General features: G+C 65.1%; 11 protein-coding genes and 1 tRNA gene. 4 read left to right on the forward strand and 8 right to left on the reverse strand.

What is annotated here, in order from left to right; translation table 11 throughout:
* Window positions 1-84 precede the first annotated feature (84 nt).
* Window positions 85-157, reverse strand: a tRNA-His gene (locus KA248_02345).
* Window positions 158-995: 838 nt separating this feature from the next.
* On the opposite strand from KA248_02345, the gene KA248_02350 reads away from it, so the two are divergent.
* Both KA248_02350 and KA248_02355 read left to right on the forward strand, forming a co-directional pair.
* Window positions 996-1,595 carry a superoxide dismutase gene (locus KA248_02350; GenBank protein ID MBP7828739.1) on the forward strand — a complete coding sequence of 200 codons (600 nt, stop codon included), beginning with the start codon at window positions 996-998 and terminating at the stop codon, window positions 1,593-1,595.
* A 63-nt stretch (window positions 1,596-1,658) separates the two neighbouring features.
* Window positions 1,659-3,836, forward strand: a complete 2,178-nt coding sequence (locus KA248_02355; protein ID MBP7828740.1) for a fibronectin type III domain-containing protein — start codon at window positions 1,659-1,661, stop codon at window positions 3,834-3,836.
* 9 nt (window positions 3,837-3,845) lie between these two features.
* Here the strand turns inward: KA248_02355 and KA248_02360 are convergent, their stop codons facing one another.
* The 7 genes from KA248_02360 to KA248_02390 form a co-directional block, all read right to left on the reverse strand.
* Window positions 3,846-5,459 (reverse strand): hypothetical protein, encoded by a 1,614-nt coding sequence (locus KA248_02360; protein ID MBP7828741.1) that lies wholly within the window; start codon window positions 5,457-5,459, stop codon window positions 3,846-3,848.
* Window positions 5,460-5,530: 71 nt separating this feature from the next.
* On the reverse strand, window positions 5,531-6,394 hold the full coding sequence (locus tag KA248_02365) for a lipoate--protein ligase family protein (GenBank protein MBP7828742.1): 864 nt from the start codon (window positions 6,392-6,394) through the stop codon (window positions 5,531-5,533).
* Between the two features lie 91 nt (window positions 6,395-6,485).
* Entirely contained in the window at window positions 6,486-9,992 is a 3,507-nt protein-coding gene (locus KA248_02370) for a ComEC/Rec2 family competence protein (protein ID MBP7828743.1), read from the reverse strand.
* On the reverse strand, window positions 9,982-10,188 hold the full coding sequence (locus KA248_02375) for a hypothetical protein (GenBank protein MBP7828744.1): 207 nt from the start codon (window positions 10,186-10,188) through the stop codon (window positions 9,982-9,984). The genes KA248_02370 and KA248_02375 overlap by 11 nt, the downstream gene beginning before the upstream one ends.
* A gap of 3 nt (window positions 10,189-10,191) precedes the next feature.
* Window positions 10,192-10,398, reverse strand: coding sequence for a hypothetical protein (locus tag KA248_02380; GenBank protein MBP7828745.1), 207 nt, complete (start codon window positions 10,396-10,398; stop codon window positions 10,192-10,194).
* Window positions 10,395-11,156: an NERD domain-containing protein gene (locus tag KA248_02385; GenBank protein ID MBP7828746.1), complete on the reverse strand. Its 762-nt coding sequence runs from the start codon at window positions 11,154-11,156 to the stop codon at window positions 10,395-10,397. The genes KA248_02380 and KA248_02385 overlap by 4 nt, the downstream gene beginning before the upstream one ends.
* A 3-nt stretch (window positions 11,157-11,159) precedes the next feature.
* Window positions 11,160-12,110, reverse strand: a complete 951-nt coding sequence (locus tag KA248_02390; GenBank protein ID MBP7828747.1) for a TRAM domain-containing protein — start codon at window positions 12,108-12,110, stop codon at window positions 11,160-11,162.
* 252 nt (window positions 12,111-12,362) lie between these two features.
* Between KA248_02390 and KA248_02395 the strand changes: the two genes are divergently transcribed.
* The gene (locus KA248_02395) at window positions 12,363-14,327 is read left to right on the forward strand and encodes a PAS domain-containing protein (GenBank protein ID MBP7828748.1); all 1,965 of its coding nucleotides are present in this window, start codon (window positions 12,363-12,365) and stop codon (window positions 14,325-14,327) included.
* 14 nt (window positions 14,328-14,341) lie between these two features.
* A complete protein-coding gene (locus KA248_02400) occupies window positions 14,342-15,790 on the forward strand; it encodes a deoxyribodipyrimidine photo-lyase (GenBank protein ID MBP7828749.1) in 1,449 nt (482 codons plus the stop codon).
* The last annotated feature ends 35 nt before the right edge of the window (window positions 15,791-15,825 follow it).

Below are 15,825 nucleotides of genomic sequence, written 5' to 3' on the forward strand. Positions count from 1 at the left end.
AATCTTTCTGTTGTGCTGAAAGGGATTTCCGAGATACCTCTTGACCCAAGCAAGAGGGTGGTTTAGTCTTCCTTTAGCGTTGATTGGTGGAGCTGTCGGGAATCGAACCCGAATCCTCGGGGTCCATGGCCAGAGGTGCGATCCATCGCACAGCCCCACATGGTTTGAACAGCCTCACGGTGCCAGCCGTGGGGCTGTTGTTTTTAATTACTTATTCGTCAGCCCTACATATTCAACCTGCCTTTCTTTGATAAAAAAGGTCCGCCCAGGTGTGAAAGTCCGGGACGATAATACCGGCGCGGGGCCTCGCGGAACCCGCCACCTGGGCGTTAAATCGGATATTATATTCATCGTCATGGCCCTTTCATGGGCTAAAAAAAAAGACGCTGATGAAGAAGAGATTTACCGGAACACCGAGCCCTCAAACGGGGCCTCTCTTGCTTCATCAGCGTCTTGCCAGTCTAGGATGCTGGCAGGCGACCGATTCTATACTTTTCCGTCACCACAAGAACCCATTTCAGGGCATGGGCGGCGAAACGGCCGCGCTATCGTCTACGGCGCGGACTTAATTAATCATCCACATAACGAACTAACGGCATTCGTGCAAGTATTATTTCGACTTTTCCCAGCGGGCCGCGGCCGCTTTTTTGGCGATCTCCGTGCGCATTCGGCCTGATAGTTTAGCCGCCCTGGCCTTCCCGCCCTTCAACCCGCCGAGCCTGCCGAGCATCCGCGCCGCTTGCTGTGCCGGGGAAAGCTCTGCTGATCCCGTAGCCTGGTCCACAACAGCCTTGGCAACCAGATTCGGGTCCGCCTCTCTGCTTGACCGCTTTTGCATACCGTTAACATAACCAGACCCCCACGGAAGTAAAGCGGGAATCAGAAAGGAGAGGGCTCAAACTGATACACTACCAACGGGCGTTCAGGCTTGGCGGGCCGCGGCAAAAGCGATAGGATGATACAAGAAACTCCGCGCAGCGGAGAAAGGAGCAACCATGAGCACGTTCAGCCTTCCGTCCCTCCCGTGGCCCGACAACGCCCTGGAGCCGCACATCTCGGCGCGAACCATCGGCTTCCACTATGGCAAGCACCACCAAGCCTACGTGGACAACCTGAACAAGCTGGTGGCCGGCACGCCGCTGGCGGACCTGCCGCTGGAGGAGATCATCCAGCAAACCGCGGGCAAAGCCGACAAGGCGGGCGTTTTCAACAACGCGGCCCAGGTCTGGAACCACACGTTCTTCTGGAGCAGCATGAAACCCAACGGCGGGGGCGTCCCCCAGGGCAAGTTGGCGGAAGCCATCGCTCAATCCTTCGGCGGCTTCGACGCCTTCAGGGCCGCGTTCACGGACGCCGCGATGACCCAGTTCGGCAGCGGCTGGGCCTGGCTGGTCGCCGAGGGCGGCAAGCTGAAGGTCGTCAAAACGTCGAACGCCGACACCCCCCTCGCCCACGGCCAGAAGGCCCTGCTCACCTGCGACGTCTGGGAACACGCCTACTACCTCGACTACCAGAACCGCCGCAAGGACTTCGTCACCGTGTTCCTCGACAAGCTCGCGAACTGGGAGTTCGCGGAAGCGCAGTGGGCGAAGTAAGACCGCGCGCAACCTATAAAGCGTCCCGCGCACAGTGTATGTTCGCCTGTGGGGGTGAGCAACATGCGCATCGCTTGGTTATGCCCGGTGATGGCCGCCATGTCACTTGCCATTCTGGCGGATGCAGCGGATCCCGTGCGCTATATGGACTTCAATGACTGGCCCGACAGCGGAACGAACCTGGGGACCCACACGCACCAACTATGGCTGGTCCAGACCGGCCAGGTTCGCGAAGCCAGCGCCTCTCATGGCAAAGCTGCGTTCCTGCCGGGAGGCCCGGGCGCAACCAATTTTGTACGCAGCCCGTTTTTCAGTAACGGCTATGGGACCATCAGCTTCCGCCATGCCAATGGCTACATTCCGTCACCGTTCGCTATTCAGGCATCCAGCGACTCTATTCATTGGACAACCTTGGATACTGGAATGGCTGGGTACACAGACGAGCACTACTCGCGATCTTTCTACAATCCAAGCGGGGCTTTTATCCGGATATGCAACATGGTCACGTCCCTGGAGAACTATGCCTTTCTTCTTATTGATGAAGGGTTTCCCGGCGGCACGAGTCCGCCAACCGGCTGGTCCTTTTCAGGCATAGCAGGGATGTATTTTAGCTCGGGGAACTACGGCCGGGAGCCTCCCTCGCTGAAGTTCGACAACCCCGGGGACCACATCACCACACCCGTGCTTAACCAACCAACCAATCTTTCATACTGGATAAAAGGTCAGATGGTAAGCAGTAATTCATTCTTTCTTGTTGAAGCCACTTCCAATGATCTGGATTGGACAATCATCGCGTCGAATCGGCCGATTGCCAATCAACCCAGAACCAATATCAACGCAATCGCCACCAACACCATCCGCGTGCGGTTTACGTATTACAAGTCCCAAGGGAACGTAGCCTTTGATGACGTCGTCATCCTGGGGCCCCCCAATCCGACGGGGGGAGTTCAGGAATTGCGATTGGATGACATCAACGTCGAAGAGGCCGAACCCCAACGCGCACAGGACTTCGACAACTGGCCGGCTACATCCACCTATGGTTTCTACACGTACAAGGGCTGGATCGTCTTTAATGCACTCATTGGCGCCACCTATGCCTACTCGGGCCAGGCGGTTCGGTTTCGAAACGACGCCGACGCCAAGTACCTCTTGAGTCCTTTCCTGCCCGACGGCCTGGGACTGGTCACTTTTCAATACCGACACTGGGATGGAGCCGACCCGGCCGTGGTGTATCGCCTGCAAACGTCACCCGATGGCGTGACATGGACCGACCAGGACACCATCACGATAACCTCCGCCAGTTATTCCGAATACCGTCGCTTTTTTCACATCGACGAAGGGGTATATGTCCGCCTGTTTTGGATATCCGGCGAGCAGCGGGTGCTTTTCGATGAAATCGTTTTGCATTCCGCCCAGGAAACCGTTCCGGAAGCACCCCTAAACGTCTCCGCCGGAGACGGGGACCACATCGACTACGTGTCCATCAGGTGGGATGATGTATCCTTGGAAGCGGCTTATTTGATCTGGCGCAGCGTTAGCAACAATGTGTCCACGGCGACCGTGCTGGGCAGCGGCGTGCCGGATGTACCCGCATACAACGATCTGTGGGCCGTACCGGGCCAGCTGTACTACTACTGGATCACCGCGATCAATGCCTACGGCACGAGCGAGTGGAGCAACACGGATTCCGGCTATCGGCGCTTGAGAGCGCCTGCTGCACTCACCGCCTCGCAGGGGACCCATCCTGACAAAGTTGCTCTGACCTGGGCCAACGTGGACGGAGAAACAGGCTTCGGCATGTGGCGGCACCCCGACAACGACACCCATGCCGCGACCTGCATCGGAGGTGTTTCAGTAAACACGCTAACCTTCGACGACGTCTCGGCGGTGCCGGGCCAGGGCTATTACTACTGGGTCCGCGCGTCGAACCTGACCAGTTACAGCATGAGTGATTTCGGCGTCCCCGCCGTCGGGTTCCGCGCCCAGGACCCCGAGGCACCCGACGCGGAAATTATCGGCATGACGGTGACCACCAACATCATGATCTTCGCGTCCGGCAATACCGGGGCCACTCCATGGCTTGTGCAACCCTATTTCACCACGAACCCGGTTCCACCGTCCTGGCAGCTCATCTTGCCATTTGACCAGACGCTGAACGACGGCACCAATGCGCTCATGTTTGACAGGCCGTCTCCGATGAACAAGCCCGTTTTCTACCGCGTGCTTTTCACAAAACCATAGTTTGGATCGCTACCGGATCACCAGCCACGGCGGCTCGCGGCCGGTGGGCGGGAGGGCGCGGTTGGACCAGGCGAAGAGGTAGTCTCCCCAAACGGGGTGGCTCGCGTAGCCGGTTGCCGCGTGAATGCGCAGGGCCGCGACGCCCTCGCGGTACTCCACGGTCAGGCTGCCGGGCGGGCGCGCGTCGAATCGAAGCCCGGACGCCATGGGCCGCGCGAGTTCAAGCCCACGTTCGACGGCGGCCCGGGAGACGATCCAGAGCGAGCGATCCGGGGCGAGGTTCCACACGTATACGCCTTCGAACTGCCGGCGACCGGGTAGTTCATGGCCCACGATATTCTCGACCAGCACCTCGATGTCGTCGGGGTAATGCAGCACACGGACCAGCGCGGCGACCGGCGGCGTCGCGCGCCGGCAACCGGCCACCAGCCGGATATCCTTGCGCGGCAGGCGCTCGTACTTGAAGACCAGGATCAGCAGGACATTGAGCGCCACGGCCGCCGGGAACAGAATCTTGCGGGCGCGGCCGGCCAAAGGCCCGCGCGCGCCCTCGAACACCAGGCACCACAACGGGGCCAGCGCCCAGACGGCGTAGCGCAGCGCCCCGACCTGCCCGGCGTTGAAGTTCGCGGTCGCGGACGAAGCCCAGGCCGCGAGGAAGACCGTGACCAGAGCCGCCGCCGCAAAGACGGCGTTCGTGCAGCGAATGGACAAAGGCAGAAACAGGAAGCACGCCGGGAAGATCCAGACCGCGCCGACCAGCGGGCTGAAGAAGAAATGGAAGGCGCGCGCCAAGGTGGCATAGGACGTTTTGGCCTGGTCCACGGCCTGGATGATGTTCCAGGCCTCGAAGTAATGGCTCGCATAGAATACCGGCAACAGGCCGATCAGCGCGCCCGCCCCGAAGGCCGGGATCAGTGGCCTCCACGCGGGCCGGCCGGGGCCCGATCGCGCGCGCAGCAGGAGCAGCGGGAAAAAAAGAAGGATCGGCGGATTCTGCGTGGCGGCCAGGCCCAGCACCGCCGGGGCGAACCAACGCCCGCGCGGTTCGCGCGCGAGTTGAAATGCGGTCAGGACCAGGCCGAAACAGAACAACTCTGGGTGCGCCCAGTCGGTGTAAGGGATCAGCGGGGAGAACGCCGCCAGGATCATGACGATCAGCAGCCGCCAGTTCCCCCCGCCCCGCCAGGCGAGGAGAAACGGAAGCAACAAGAACAGCGTGTTGACGATCCGGAAGGCGGCGTACTCGGCCTTCGGCGCGACGAGGTGCAGGAAGCCGTACAGCGGGGCCACGACGGCGGAGTAGGCCCAGAAATGCGCGAAGCGCCATTCGCCGAAGCGGTCCGGGTAGAGCGCGCCGAACCCGCCGCCCGCCTGCGCGCTTTCGTTGAGGGGCCAGGACGCCGGGCGTGTTTCCCCCAGTTCCAGACCGTATGGATTCGTTCTGTTCCAGTACTCGGCGGCGCGAACGGGCTCGATCGCGAGTTGTCCGCGCAGCGCGATGGACTGCGTCTGCAGGATGTACTCCCGCGCGTCGCCGTGCAGGATCGGGCGACCCGACAAGCCGCAGAAAGAGAGCCAGGCCAGGAAGACAGCAAAAACGATATTCGGCCAACGTTTCATAGCCTTTTCATTCCGAGCGTCAGCGAGGAATCTCCTGGCCGCCGTTTACCTCAAGAGATCCTTCGCTTCGCTCAAGATGACAATTTCCTTTTCGACAGGCCCGGGGCAAGAATGCCCTGCGCCCCTCCGCCCTCCAGCCGCGCGGCGAGATCCCGCGAACGGAACGGGCAGCCGGCCCATGGACCCTTCGCGACGATCCCCTGCTCCACGCGCACGCGCCGGCCCAGCACGCCGGTTTCGAACGGTGGGGTGTTGCCGAATACCCAGGCCGGAGACTCATGTTTTTCCGCCTGCATCGCGAGGGCCGGATCGGGGGGGGCGTCCATCGCCTCGTGGCCTTCGGACAGGGCGGCCGCTACGCGTTCCACGGTCAGGCCGGGGATCGCTTCCGACAGGTTCATGACCGTCGCGCGTTCGGAGGGCACGGCCCGGCCATGGATGTCAACAAGCGCGGGGAGCAGGACTTCATCCAGCCGCTGCAGGTCGGCGGACACCAGCAGGGTCCCGTGGTGGAGGACGCGGTCGCCGCGGTAGCAGAACGCCGTGCCCGAGAACTTACGCCCGCCGATCCCCAGCCCGCTGCGCCCGAGCCGTTCCGCGCGGAGGCCGAGCGGCGCGAGGGCGGATATGATCCGGGCGAAGAGCGCATCGCGTCGGTAGGTGGCGCGGGACAGGATGAACGCGTAGTTCAGGTTGCCGGCATCGTGATAGACCGCCCCGCCGCCGGAGACGCGGCGGGCGAGCCGGACGCCCTGCTCTTCCAGGAAGCCCGGCCGGCACTCGAGCCAGGGGTTCTGGTTCTTGCCGATGACGACGGCGGGCGCGGATTGCCAGAGAAAAAGCAGCGGCAGCGCGGGGGCCTTCTCGGATAGCAGCCATTCTTCGGCGGCGAGATTGCGCCGGATGTCCGCGGATTGTGATTGAATCACACGCATGCTTCAGCCGCACCTGTAGTTCCGCCGCTCTGCCGGCGGAAACTCCGGCGACAGAGCGCCGGAACTACAGAGGTCCGGCGTCAGGCCCGGATCAGAACGCCATGTCAATCTCGGCGACGGCGCCCTCTTCGCCGCCCTGCGCCCGGTTCTCCTGCGCCTGGGTCTTCAGGGTATAGCCCCGGCCGTCGGAGCGGACGATGACGGCCAGGTCCCGGTCGGTGTTAAAGCAGGCGTCGGCGCCCAGGCGGTGCTCCACAAAGCGCCAGGTCAACTCGAAGGCCGAGACCGCGTCGCGCCCGGCCAGGCCGAGGGCGGGCCGGGGATTCCCGAACTCGAAGACGACCTTCTCCGGGGCGACCTTGTCGAGCAGCGGCTGCGTATCGGAGATCAGCGCCGCTTCCGTCGCGTCCTTCATGGCATCCGGGGCGGAGCGCGGCTGGGCGGCGCCGTGATGCGGGAAGACGAGGACCTGGGCCTTCAGTTTGGCGGCCTCCGCCGATTGCGCGAGATTCCGCTGCCCGGCGAAATGCAGGTCGCTCGTCAGCAACATGGCGAAATCGCCGTAGCTCAACCGCAGGACGGCGGAGTTGTTTTCGATGGGGAACTCGCCCTCCGGGCCGCCGCCGGGATGCAGCACTTCCAGGCGGAGCACTTGACCGTCCACGGTTTCCTCGGCGAGCACGGCGCCGGCCTTCAGCGGCTCGACGCGGACCACGGTATCGGCCCAGCGATTCCAAATGGTATCGCGGCGAGCGTACAGCGAGCGGGCCAGCGACACGCGGCGCGGGTGCAGGGGCGACCCGACCAGTTCGTCGTGCATCGTGTCCGCCAGGACCGGGCTGTACTGGTCGGCCCCCGCGCCGGCGAGTCGTTCCAGGAGGTCCTCGGCCGTCCACGAGGCGTCGAGGCCGACCAGTCCGGCCGGCAGGTAGAGCTGGTCCACCCACATGCCCTGCAGCACATAGCCGATGCCGGCCGCGCGTTCCGGGCGCGGGGAGGTCATCACCAGCGCATCGAGCCGGCGGATGTTTTTGTAGGCCAGGAAAGGAACGATGTTGCGCTCGGCCTGGTTGAGGCGGCCGCGCTCGTGCTCGACGAAGCCGGCATCCACGAGGATGTTCTTTCCGTTCGGCGTTTCGATGAAGATCGAGCTGCCGTACCCGATGGAGAGCACCGTGACCTCGAGCTCCCGCCGGGAGCGGGACTCGTACCCGAACCACGCCGGCACGGTAGCGAGGATGACCAGGCCGGCGATGCCGGCGGCGACGGCGCGCCGCGCGGGCCAACCCAGGGTTTCCCCCCATTGCCGCAGGCGCTCGCGCAGCGGCTTGTTCCAGATCCAGACCGCGCACAGGAGGAAGTAGGCCAGCAGGAAGCGCGCCGAGGGCCGCCGGGAGAACGGATAGGGAAAATATTTCGTGCAGATGTGGGCCAGCCACAGGAAGGCCGTGGAGAAGAGCAGGTTGGCCGCGCTCAAGACGGTGGCGATGTACAGCCCGATCCCGGGGATCAGGCCCAGCAGGCCCGCCATGGCGGCGAGTTGGACCACGACGCCGATCAGGGGAATGGCGACCAGGTTCGCGTAGGCCCCGGCGAACGGCCAGCGGGCGAAGTAGAACGTGGACAGCGGCAGCATCATGCCAACCTGGATCGCGACCTGGGACGCGAGGAACAGGGCGGGCCCCTGGGGCAGATCGGTGAAGCCGAACCGGCCGATCAGCCGCACGTCCCGCCGTTCCAGCCATTGCGCGCCCGCGCGCAGGGCGAACGCGAACAGGGTGAACGGCACGATGAACTGGGCGCTGACCAGCAGCGGCCAGTTGAGCATCCCGATGCCCGTCACCAGGAGCGCCAGCAGGATGAAGACGAAAAAGACGTTGCCGCGCAGCCGGCTCAAGAGGTCGAAGGCCACCGGCGTGATCAGGCCGAGGGACAGGATCGCGCCGAACGACAGCGTGAACGACGGGTCCACGAGCACCAGCGGGTTTTCCAGCAGGATCAGGAAGGCCGCGACGGCCACGCCGAACAGCACCGACGAGCGAAGGCCGCCCTTCATGTAGGCCAGGGTGAGGAGGACGAGGCCGTGCATGATGACGGCGCGCAGCACGGAGGGCCGCGCCCCCGTGATGATGGCGAAAATCACCAGGGCCAGGATGATCAGCGGCGTGTACACCTGGCGCGGCAGGCGCAGCAGGGTGAAGATGCTGACAAACATGACCGTGATGATCGTCACATGCAATCCGGACACCGCCAGCACATGGTTCACGCCGGAGATCTTGAACTCCTCCGCGATGTACTCCTCGCATCCGACCACGGGCGCCGCCTCCGCCGGTTCGTCCTCCCCCTCGGCAGGGACCTGTCCGTGCCCGCTACCGAACAGGCACGGCGTATTCTGCAATCCGTAGCGGAGCCCCAGCGTCACGCCGCCGAGGAACGCCGTGTGCGGATAAGGGACCGTCAGCTTCAGGACGCGCAGCATCCGGTCGCGCAGCCCCAGCGAAAAGCGCACCACCGGGTTTCCGGTGCGGGAAGGCCCGCCGGCGGGCCCGACCTGGCGCAGGGGCGGCTCGGAGGAATCGCGATCCTGCACAACGTCCATCATTCCGAAGATATTGCTGTTCTGCAGGGTCCGACGCGGGTTGTAGCCCCCGGGGTTCGACGACGCGCGGGCGATCGACACCCCGCCCTTCGCGACGATGTCGCTGCCGTAGGCCTCGGTCCGGGCGAAGCTATCGTACCCGATCATGTCCGGCTTGATCGTGATGTGAACGTCCCCACCCTCGACCTTGAAGAATGGGCCGCCGGCGGCGGCCTGCACGAAGGCGGGAGTGACGGGCAGCACGGTTTTAAAATCGTAGACCAGCGGATCCGACGTGATCCGGCCGAGGATCGTCAGCGGGGCCTGGTTCCGGCCCGGCCGGGCGAAGGAACCGATGTGATTCGAGACCCGGTACAGGGCCACCAACCCGCCGCGCGAGGTCTGGCCGGTGTTCTTCGGGGCGAGGACCTCCATCTGCGTGATCCGGCTGAAGGGCTGGGCCACCAGGTACTGGGTACCGACCGGATCGCCCGCGGCGATAGTGATGACCTCGCTCTGCTGGGGCACGCGCACCAGCTTGAAGCGCCACCGGGCCCGGGCGTCCATAGACGGCAGGCCCCTCTCGTCCAGCACCGGCTGGCGCGCGTCCAACTCACCGTGAAACCGCAATCGCACATCCTCGTCCAGTTCCGTCTGCTTGACCAGGCGGAGCCGGCTCGCGTCCGGCAGCGCGCTTTCCGTCTTGAGGCTCACCGCGCCCCCGGTCACGGTGATGGTCCCGAGCCGGTGATCGGGCACGGAATCCGCGCTGATGTAGCGCGTGTAGCCGAGGCTCACCATGCCGACGACGGCCAACACCGTGAAGACCGCGGCCGTCCAGGGCGAGGCCGCCCCCGTCCGCCGGAGCGCGCGGGCCGCCAGCCACAGGAGCGGGCCCCCGAGCAGGATCGCCGTCAAGACCCAGAGGGCCGGGAGAAAGAGGGAGTCCAGGGGATAGAGCTTGGCCAGGGCCAGCCCGAGGATATACGTGTAGCTGAACAGCATCAGCTTATTTTGCATCGGACGCCTCCTCCACCGTGGCCTTGACGACGGGGTAGAAGGCCTCGTTGGACCTCCAGATGGCCGTGTCGCCGGGAGTGCCCTTCCTCACCATATTGAACAATTCGCGGTAGTCCTGATTCAGGGCAATGACCGCAATGCCCAGCAGGAAGGCCACCAGGAGCATCATCACCATGGCTTTTGCGCCTTTTTCCATAAGCTACTCGCTTGCGTGGTTGGTTGTTTTACGACGCTGCAGGAGAAACGCGTAGACAAAGAGCATCGGCATGACCGGCAGCAGGTAGAGCACGCCGTCCTGCGTGCGCATGATACGGCGCCCGCCGAACGCCAGCCAGAACAGGTAGACGGTCAGGCCGAGCGTGTTCACCGCCAGGATCAGCCGCTCCAGTTTGCTCCGCGAACTCATCGGCCCTTCTTCTTCAGCAGCTCAATCACGGCGGTCACTTCCTCGGCGGTATACTGGCGGTCCGACGTTTGCTTCACGATGTACCGCGCGGCCTCGGGCGGCTTCAGGAGCGGAACCGTGGAGCTTCGGACCCAGAACATCGCCTCGGGCGAGCGCGAGACCAGGATCGGGTACACGTGCGGCCAATCCACGCCTTCGTCCTTCAGGAACAGGCGCAGGACCTCGACCTGCCGCTTGCACTGGGCGATGGGATTCCGGAGCTTGATGGGCTTGTCCCCGGGCCGCCGCACCTGGGTCCACGTGTCATCGTCCTCGCCGCCGTCAATTTCTCCCCTCCAGGTCTTGGTCTCGACCACGAAGATGCCTCGCGGGGTGACGACCAGGTGGTCCATCTGGGCGCGTTTCCAGCCGTGCTTGACCGAGAGATCGTTGAGGATATAGGAATCGTTGCCGAGCGCGTTGTTCAGCACCTGCGTGACGCTCATCTCGCCCTTCAGGCCCGCGCTGACGGACTGATGCTCCCTCTTGTTTTCCCGGACTTTAAACCCGTGGCCGACGGCCAGGAAACCCAGCACAATGCCCGCGGCCAGCAGGCCTCCCCCTCCCTTGCCGAGCACCAGCAGGGCCACGCCGGTGGCCAGGAGGATCGCCGCCAGGCCGGTCTCAATCCAGACCAGCTTCTGCAGCACCGCACTCTCTTTTTTCAGCGAGTCGCGCTTGCGGTGCAGGCTGGTTTCATCCGTCAGGATGCGGGCCATGGCTCACGGGCCCCCTTGCGGCGCCGGGGCGCTGACCGTGACGGGCGCGCCGATCACCTCGGCCCGGGCAAAGCGGGCCATGCGCTGCACGATGCGCACGCGGACCCGCTGGTCCGGCCGGCCGCCGGACACGAAAACCACGAGCCCGCCGATTTTTGCCACCCCGTCCCGGTCGGGTGACCGCCGGTCGGCCTCGGTGATCGTTACATCGAAGACCCGGCCGGCCACGACGTCCTCGGCCCGGGCGGAATCCCCGTCCACCGGCTTTTCATCCACGACGGGCGCCGGGGCCGCAGCTTCGGCCGCGGGCGTCGCGGAACCGGCGGCCCCCTCGACCACCCGGCCCCGCGCGAACCGTCCCAGGTTCTCGGTCACTTCGAACTGAACCGTCTGCCCGACGGCGGCCCCTTGCACAAAAATCACCTTGCCCTGGACGCGGATGATCCCGTCCCCTTCCTTCCCGAGTTCCTGGGCCGCACCCGAGTACAAGCGGCCCACCTCCACGGGGTCCGGGCGCCCGTCCGCCGGGCGGCCTTCCGAGGAGCGCCCCCGAGAGGCGACAGGCCTCAAATCCGAAAGCGGGACGGTTTCCAGCTTCTTGATAAGCACGGCCTCCGCCACGCTCCTCTTCACGCGGGTCACCTCGACGATGGCGATCTCGCCCCGGCGGCCGCCGGATACGAACGTCACCAGGCCCCCGATCTTGGCCACGCCGGACGCGCCCTCGTCCGATTCATCGTCGATCAGCACGCGGTATCGTCGGCCCACCTCGGCCTTGACATCGAAACGGTCCACGGCATCCACGATCTCGTGCCGGTAGACGCCGGCGGTGGATGGATCCTCCGACACGACCACCTCGATGACCTCCGTCTCCTCGTTATCCGGTTTCAGCGCGAGCCAGAGCACCGCGAGGACGGCCACGAGGCTGACGACCAGCAGGATCCACAGGCTCATTCGGCTCGGTGGCCTGACGGCCGCCGCATCAGCGGGGGGGGATGGGTTTGTTGTCATATGTAATTTTTCATTCTTAACGACTGGAAAGACTAAATGCAATGGCCATTGTGCCTCGGTATTCTTTTCCCTGACGCTGGCCGCCGCCGCGGGGGGCCTGTCGAAACGTTCCATGTAGAGCAAAAAGGGGCTTGTCAGGGCTTGACTTCCTCCCGGGCAATCTGCATAAACGGCCGGACTTTTTATACGACGTACATGCATTCCGCATCTTTGAGTTCCGAGGAAGCCCTCCGCCTGTTCGAAAGCGGTCCGACGGTCATGTTCAAATGGAAGGCCGCCGAGGGCTGGCCGGTGGAATACGTCTCCCCGAATATCGCGCAGTTCGGATACCAGCCCGGGGATTTCATCAGCGGGCGGCTTCCTTACGCCGCGATTGTCCATCCGGACGACCTGGCCCGCGTCGCGGAGGAAGTCCGGCAGTTCAGCGAATCCGGCCTCGCGCACTTCGAGCAGGATTACCGGATCCTGGATAAGGACGGCGGCTCCCGGTGGCTGCACGACTTCACCGTGGTGCGGCGCGACCCGCAGGGCGCGATCACCCACTACTACGGGTACATCCAGGACGTCACCGCCCGCCGCCAGGCCCAGGAAGCCGCGCAGGAAAACTGGGCCAAGTACCGGGCGATCGTGGACGCCTACGACGGCCTGATCTACATCTGCTCGGCCGACCTGAAGATCGAGTTCATGAACCGGCGCTTCATCGAGCGAACGGGGCGCGACGCGACCGGCGAGTTCTGCTACAAAGCCCTGCACGACCGGGACAGCCGGTGCCCCTGGTGCGTCAACGAGACGGTCTTCCAGGGCAAAACCGTGCGATGGGAGGTCTTGAGTCCCAAGGACCACCGCTGGTACCACGTGGTGGACACGCCGATCCTCCATCCCGACGGCCGCCAGTCCAAGATGGCGATGATCCAGGACATCACGGAGCGCAAGCAATCGGAATCGCTCCTGCGCCGGCGGGAAGCCATTCTCGAGGCCATCGGCTTCGCCTCCGAGCAGTTCCTCAAATGCCATGCGCTGGAGCAGTGCATCCAGGCGGTCCTGGCCCGGCTCGGGCAGGCCATCAGCGTGCACCGCGTGCACGTCACCGAGGTGCGCGCCGCCGGGCCCGAGGAATTCACGGCCGACCGCCGGTACGAGTGGACGGCCTCCGGGCTGCCCCCGCAATTGTACTACTCCGCCTGGCGCGCGTTCCCGATGCAACGTCAGGGCTTCGGCCGCTGGATCGAGCAACTCGGCCGCGGCCAGATCATCAGCGGCGACGTGGTCGAGTTTCCCCCCGGCGAGCAGTCCTTGTTGAGCCGGCAGCAGATCGGCTCCGTGGCCGCGCTGCCCTTTTTTGTCAACGGGGCCTGGCGCGGGTTTCTCGGGTTCGAGGTGCACGAGGGACGGCGGACCTGGTCCCTGGTCGAACTGGAGGCGTTGAAGACGGTGGCCGCGCTGCTGGGCGCGGCGCTCCAGCGCCAGGAGGCCGAGCAATCCCTGCGCCGGAGCGAGGAACGGCACGCCCAGATCCTGAACGCGATTCCCGACCTGATGCTTCGCTTCGATCGGAACGGCACCGTGCTGGACGTCAAGTCCGCGCCGGACGGCGACATGCCGGACCGCGCGATGATGATGGGCAACGCCCTCGACCTGTTCCTGCCGGCCCCCGCCGCGCACAAGCTCCGCCAGGCCGCCGACCGGCTCTGGGAAACAGGACGGCGGCAGGTGTTCGATGTGACGCTCGCCGAAGACGGGTCCCGGGTGTACGAAGTCCGCATGGTCCCGGCGGCCAAGAGCGAAGCCCTGGCCATCCTGCGCGACATCACGGCCCGGAAAAAGGCCGACGTGGCCATCGCCAAGCTCGCCGCCTTCCCGCTTAGCAATCCGAATCCCCTTCTGGAACTCTCGGAATCCGGCGACGTCCTGTTCGGAAACCGGGCGGCCCGGGACGTCGCGGTCTCGCTCGGCCTGGAGAAATCCTCGGAGATCCTGCCCGCGGATCATCAGGTCCTGTGCCGCGAGTGCCTGGCATCGGGCACCACGCGACAGGGCCGGTACGAGAAAACGGGCCACCCGCCGATCCTGTGGACTTTCATGCCGGTTCTCGAGAGCCATTCGGTCCATGCCTACGGTTTCGTGCCGCCGCCGGGACTGGAGCTTCGGGCCCCGACGTAAATCGGTCATGCGCCATGGGACATAAGCCCCCCGCGATCGTCTGGTTTCGCCGCGACCTGCGGCTGGCGGACCACCTCGCGCTCCGCGCCGCCTGCCGGCTCGGGCCCGTGGTGCCCGTGTACCTCCACACGCCGGACCTGGACGCGGCATGGCGGGCCGGCGCCGCCTCGAACTGGTGGCTGCATCATTCCCTGCTTTCACTCCGCGAGACCTTGCGCAGCCGGGGCTCGGAACTGGTGCTGCGGAAAGGCCGGGATCCCCTCCCGCTCCTGCGCCGGCTGGCCCGGGAAACCGGCGCGAACGCGGTCAGATGGAACGCCGTGCCGGACCCCGCCGCGCGACGGCACGACGCGGAACTCTGCGCGGCGCTGGAGCAGGACGGCCTCACGGTGGAAATCCATGAGGCCGCCCTGCTCTTCGAGCCGAACCTGATCCGGAACAAGCAGGACCGTCCCTTCCAGGTCTTCACCCCGTTCTGGCGGCACTGCCTGGAATCGCTGTCTCCCGAGCCGCCGGCCGCCGCGCCCGGCGATATCCCGGCGCCCGGCCGCTTCCCCGACGGGGAAAACGTGGACGCTTTGGATCTGCTGCCCGCGATCGACTGGGCGGCCGGGTTCCGCGACACGTGGGAGCCCGGCGAGCAAGGAGCCCTCAAGGTGCTTCGCCGATTCATCCGGTCCGGGCTGGAGTCCTATGACACCGACAGGGACCGGCCGGACCGGGAGGGCACGTCACGGCTCTCGCCGCATCTGCATTTCGGCGAGATCAGCGTCCGCCAGGTCTGGCAGGCCGTGGAGCAGGCGGCCGCCGGCCGGCCGCCGGCTCGAAAGGCCGCGCTCGTCTACCAGCGGGAGCTCGGCTGGCGCGAGTTCGCGCACCACCTGCTGGAGCATTTTCCGCGTACGCCGGAGGAGCCGCTGCATCCCGAGTTCGGCCGGTTTCCCTGGCGGCGCGACAAGGCGATCCTGAAGGCCTGGCAAAAGGGCCTGACCGGTTACCCGATCGTGGATGCCGGCATGCGGGAATTGTGGCGCACGGGCTGGATGCACAACCGCGTGCGAATGATCGTCGCCTCGTTTCTCGTCAAGGACCTTCTCCTGCCCTGGCAGGAAGGCGCACGCTGGTTCTGGGACACGCTCCTGGACGCGGACCTGGCGAACAACACGCTCGGCTGGCAGTGGTCCGCCGGCTGCGGCGCGGACGCGGCCCCCTACTTCCGGATCTTTAATCCCGTCCTGCAGGCCGCCAAGTTCGACCCGGGGGGCGAGTACATCCGCCGCTGGGTGCCGGAATTGAAGGCGCTTCCCGCCCCCTGGCTTTTCAAGCCCTGGGAGGCGGAGCCGCTCGAACTCCAGGCGGCCGGCGTGGTGCTCGGCCAGACCTATCCGCGGCCGGTCGTCGACCATTCCGAGGCCCGCGACCGCGCCCTGGCGGCGTACGCGGGGATGAAGAATCCGGGTTGAACAAAGAATTTACGCCGCGCTCATCCGCGCTTAAC

Source organism: Kiritimatiellia bacterium, from assembly GCA_018001225.1.
Lineage (GTDB): Bacteria > Verrucomicrobiota > Kiritimatiellia > CAIQIC01 > JAGNIJ01 > JAGNIJ01.

What these genes read in the sequence shown, in the direction of transcription:
- KA248_02390 (MBP7828747.1), bottom strand. Translation starts at nt 12,110, where the DNA reads ATGAGCCTGTGGATCCTGCTGGTCGTCAGCCTCGTGGCCGTCCTCGCG.
- KA248_02385 (MBP7828746.1), bottom strand. Translation starts at nt 11,156, where the DNA reads ATGGCCCGCATCCTGACGGATGAAACCAGCCTGCACCGCAAGCGCGAC.
- KA248_02400 (MBP7828749.1), top strand. Translation starts at nt 14,342, where the DNA reads ATGGGACATAAGCCCCCCGCGATCGTCTGGTTTCGCCGCGACCTGCGG.
- KA248_02375 (MBP7828744.1), bottom strand. Translation starts at nt 10,188, where the DNA reads ATGGAAAAAGGCGCAAAAGCCATGGTGATGATGCTCCTGGTGGCCTTC.
- KA248_02350 (MBP7828739.1), top strand. Translation starts at nt 996, where the DNA reads ATGAGCACGTTCAGCCTTCCGTCCCTCCCGTGGCCCGACAACGCCCTG.
- KA248_02355 (MBP7828740.1), top strand. Translation starts at nt 1,659, where the DNA reads ATGCGCATCGCTTGGTTATGCCCGGTGATGGCCGCCATGTCACTTGCC.
- KA248_02370 (MBP7828743.1), bottom strand. Translation starts at nt 9,992, where the DNA reads ATGCAAAATAAGCTGATGCTGTTCAGCTACACGTATATCCTCGGGCTG.
- KA248_02380 (MBP7828745.1), bottom strand. Translation starts at nt 10,398, where the DNA reads ATGAGTTCGCGGAGCAAACTGGAGCGGCTGATCCTGGCGGTGAACACG.
- KA248_02365 (MBP7828742.1), bottom strand. Translation starts at nt 6,394, where the DNA reads ATGCGTGTGATTCAATCACAATCCGCGGACATCCGGCGCAATCTCGCC.
- KA248_02360 (MBP7828741.1), bottom strand. Translation starts at nt 5,459, where the DNA reads ATGAAACGTTGGCCGAATATCGTTTTTGCTGTCTTCCTGGCCTGGCTC.
- KA248_02395 (MBP7828748.1), top strand. Translation starts at nt 12,363, where the DNA reads ATGCATTCCGCATCTTTGAGTTCCGAGGAAGCCCTCCGCCTGTTCGAA.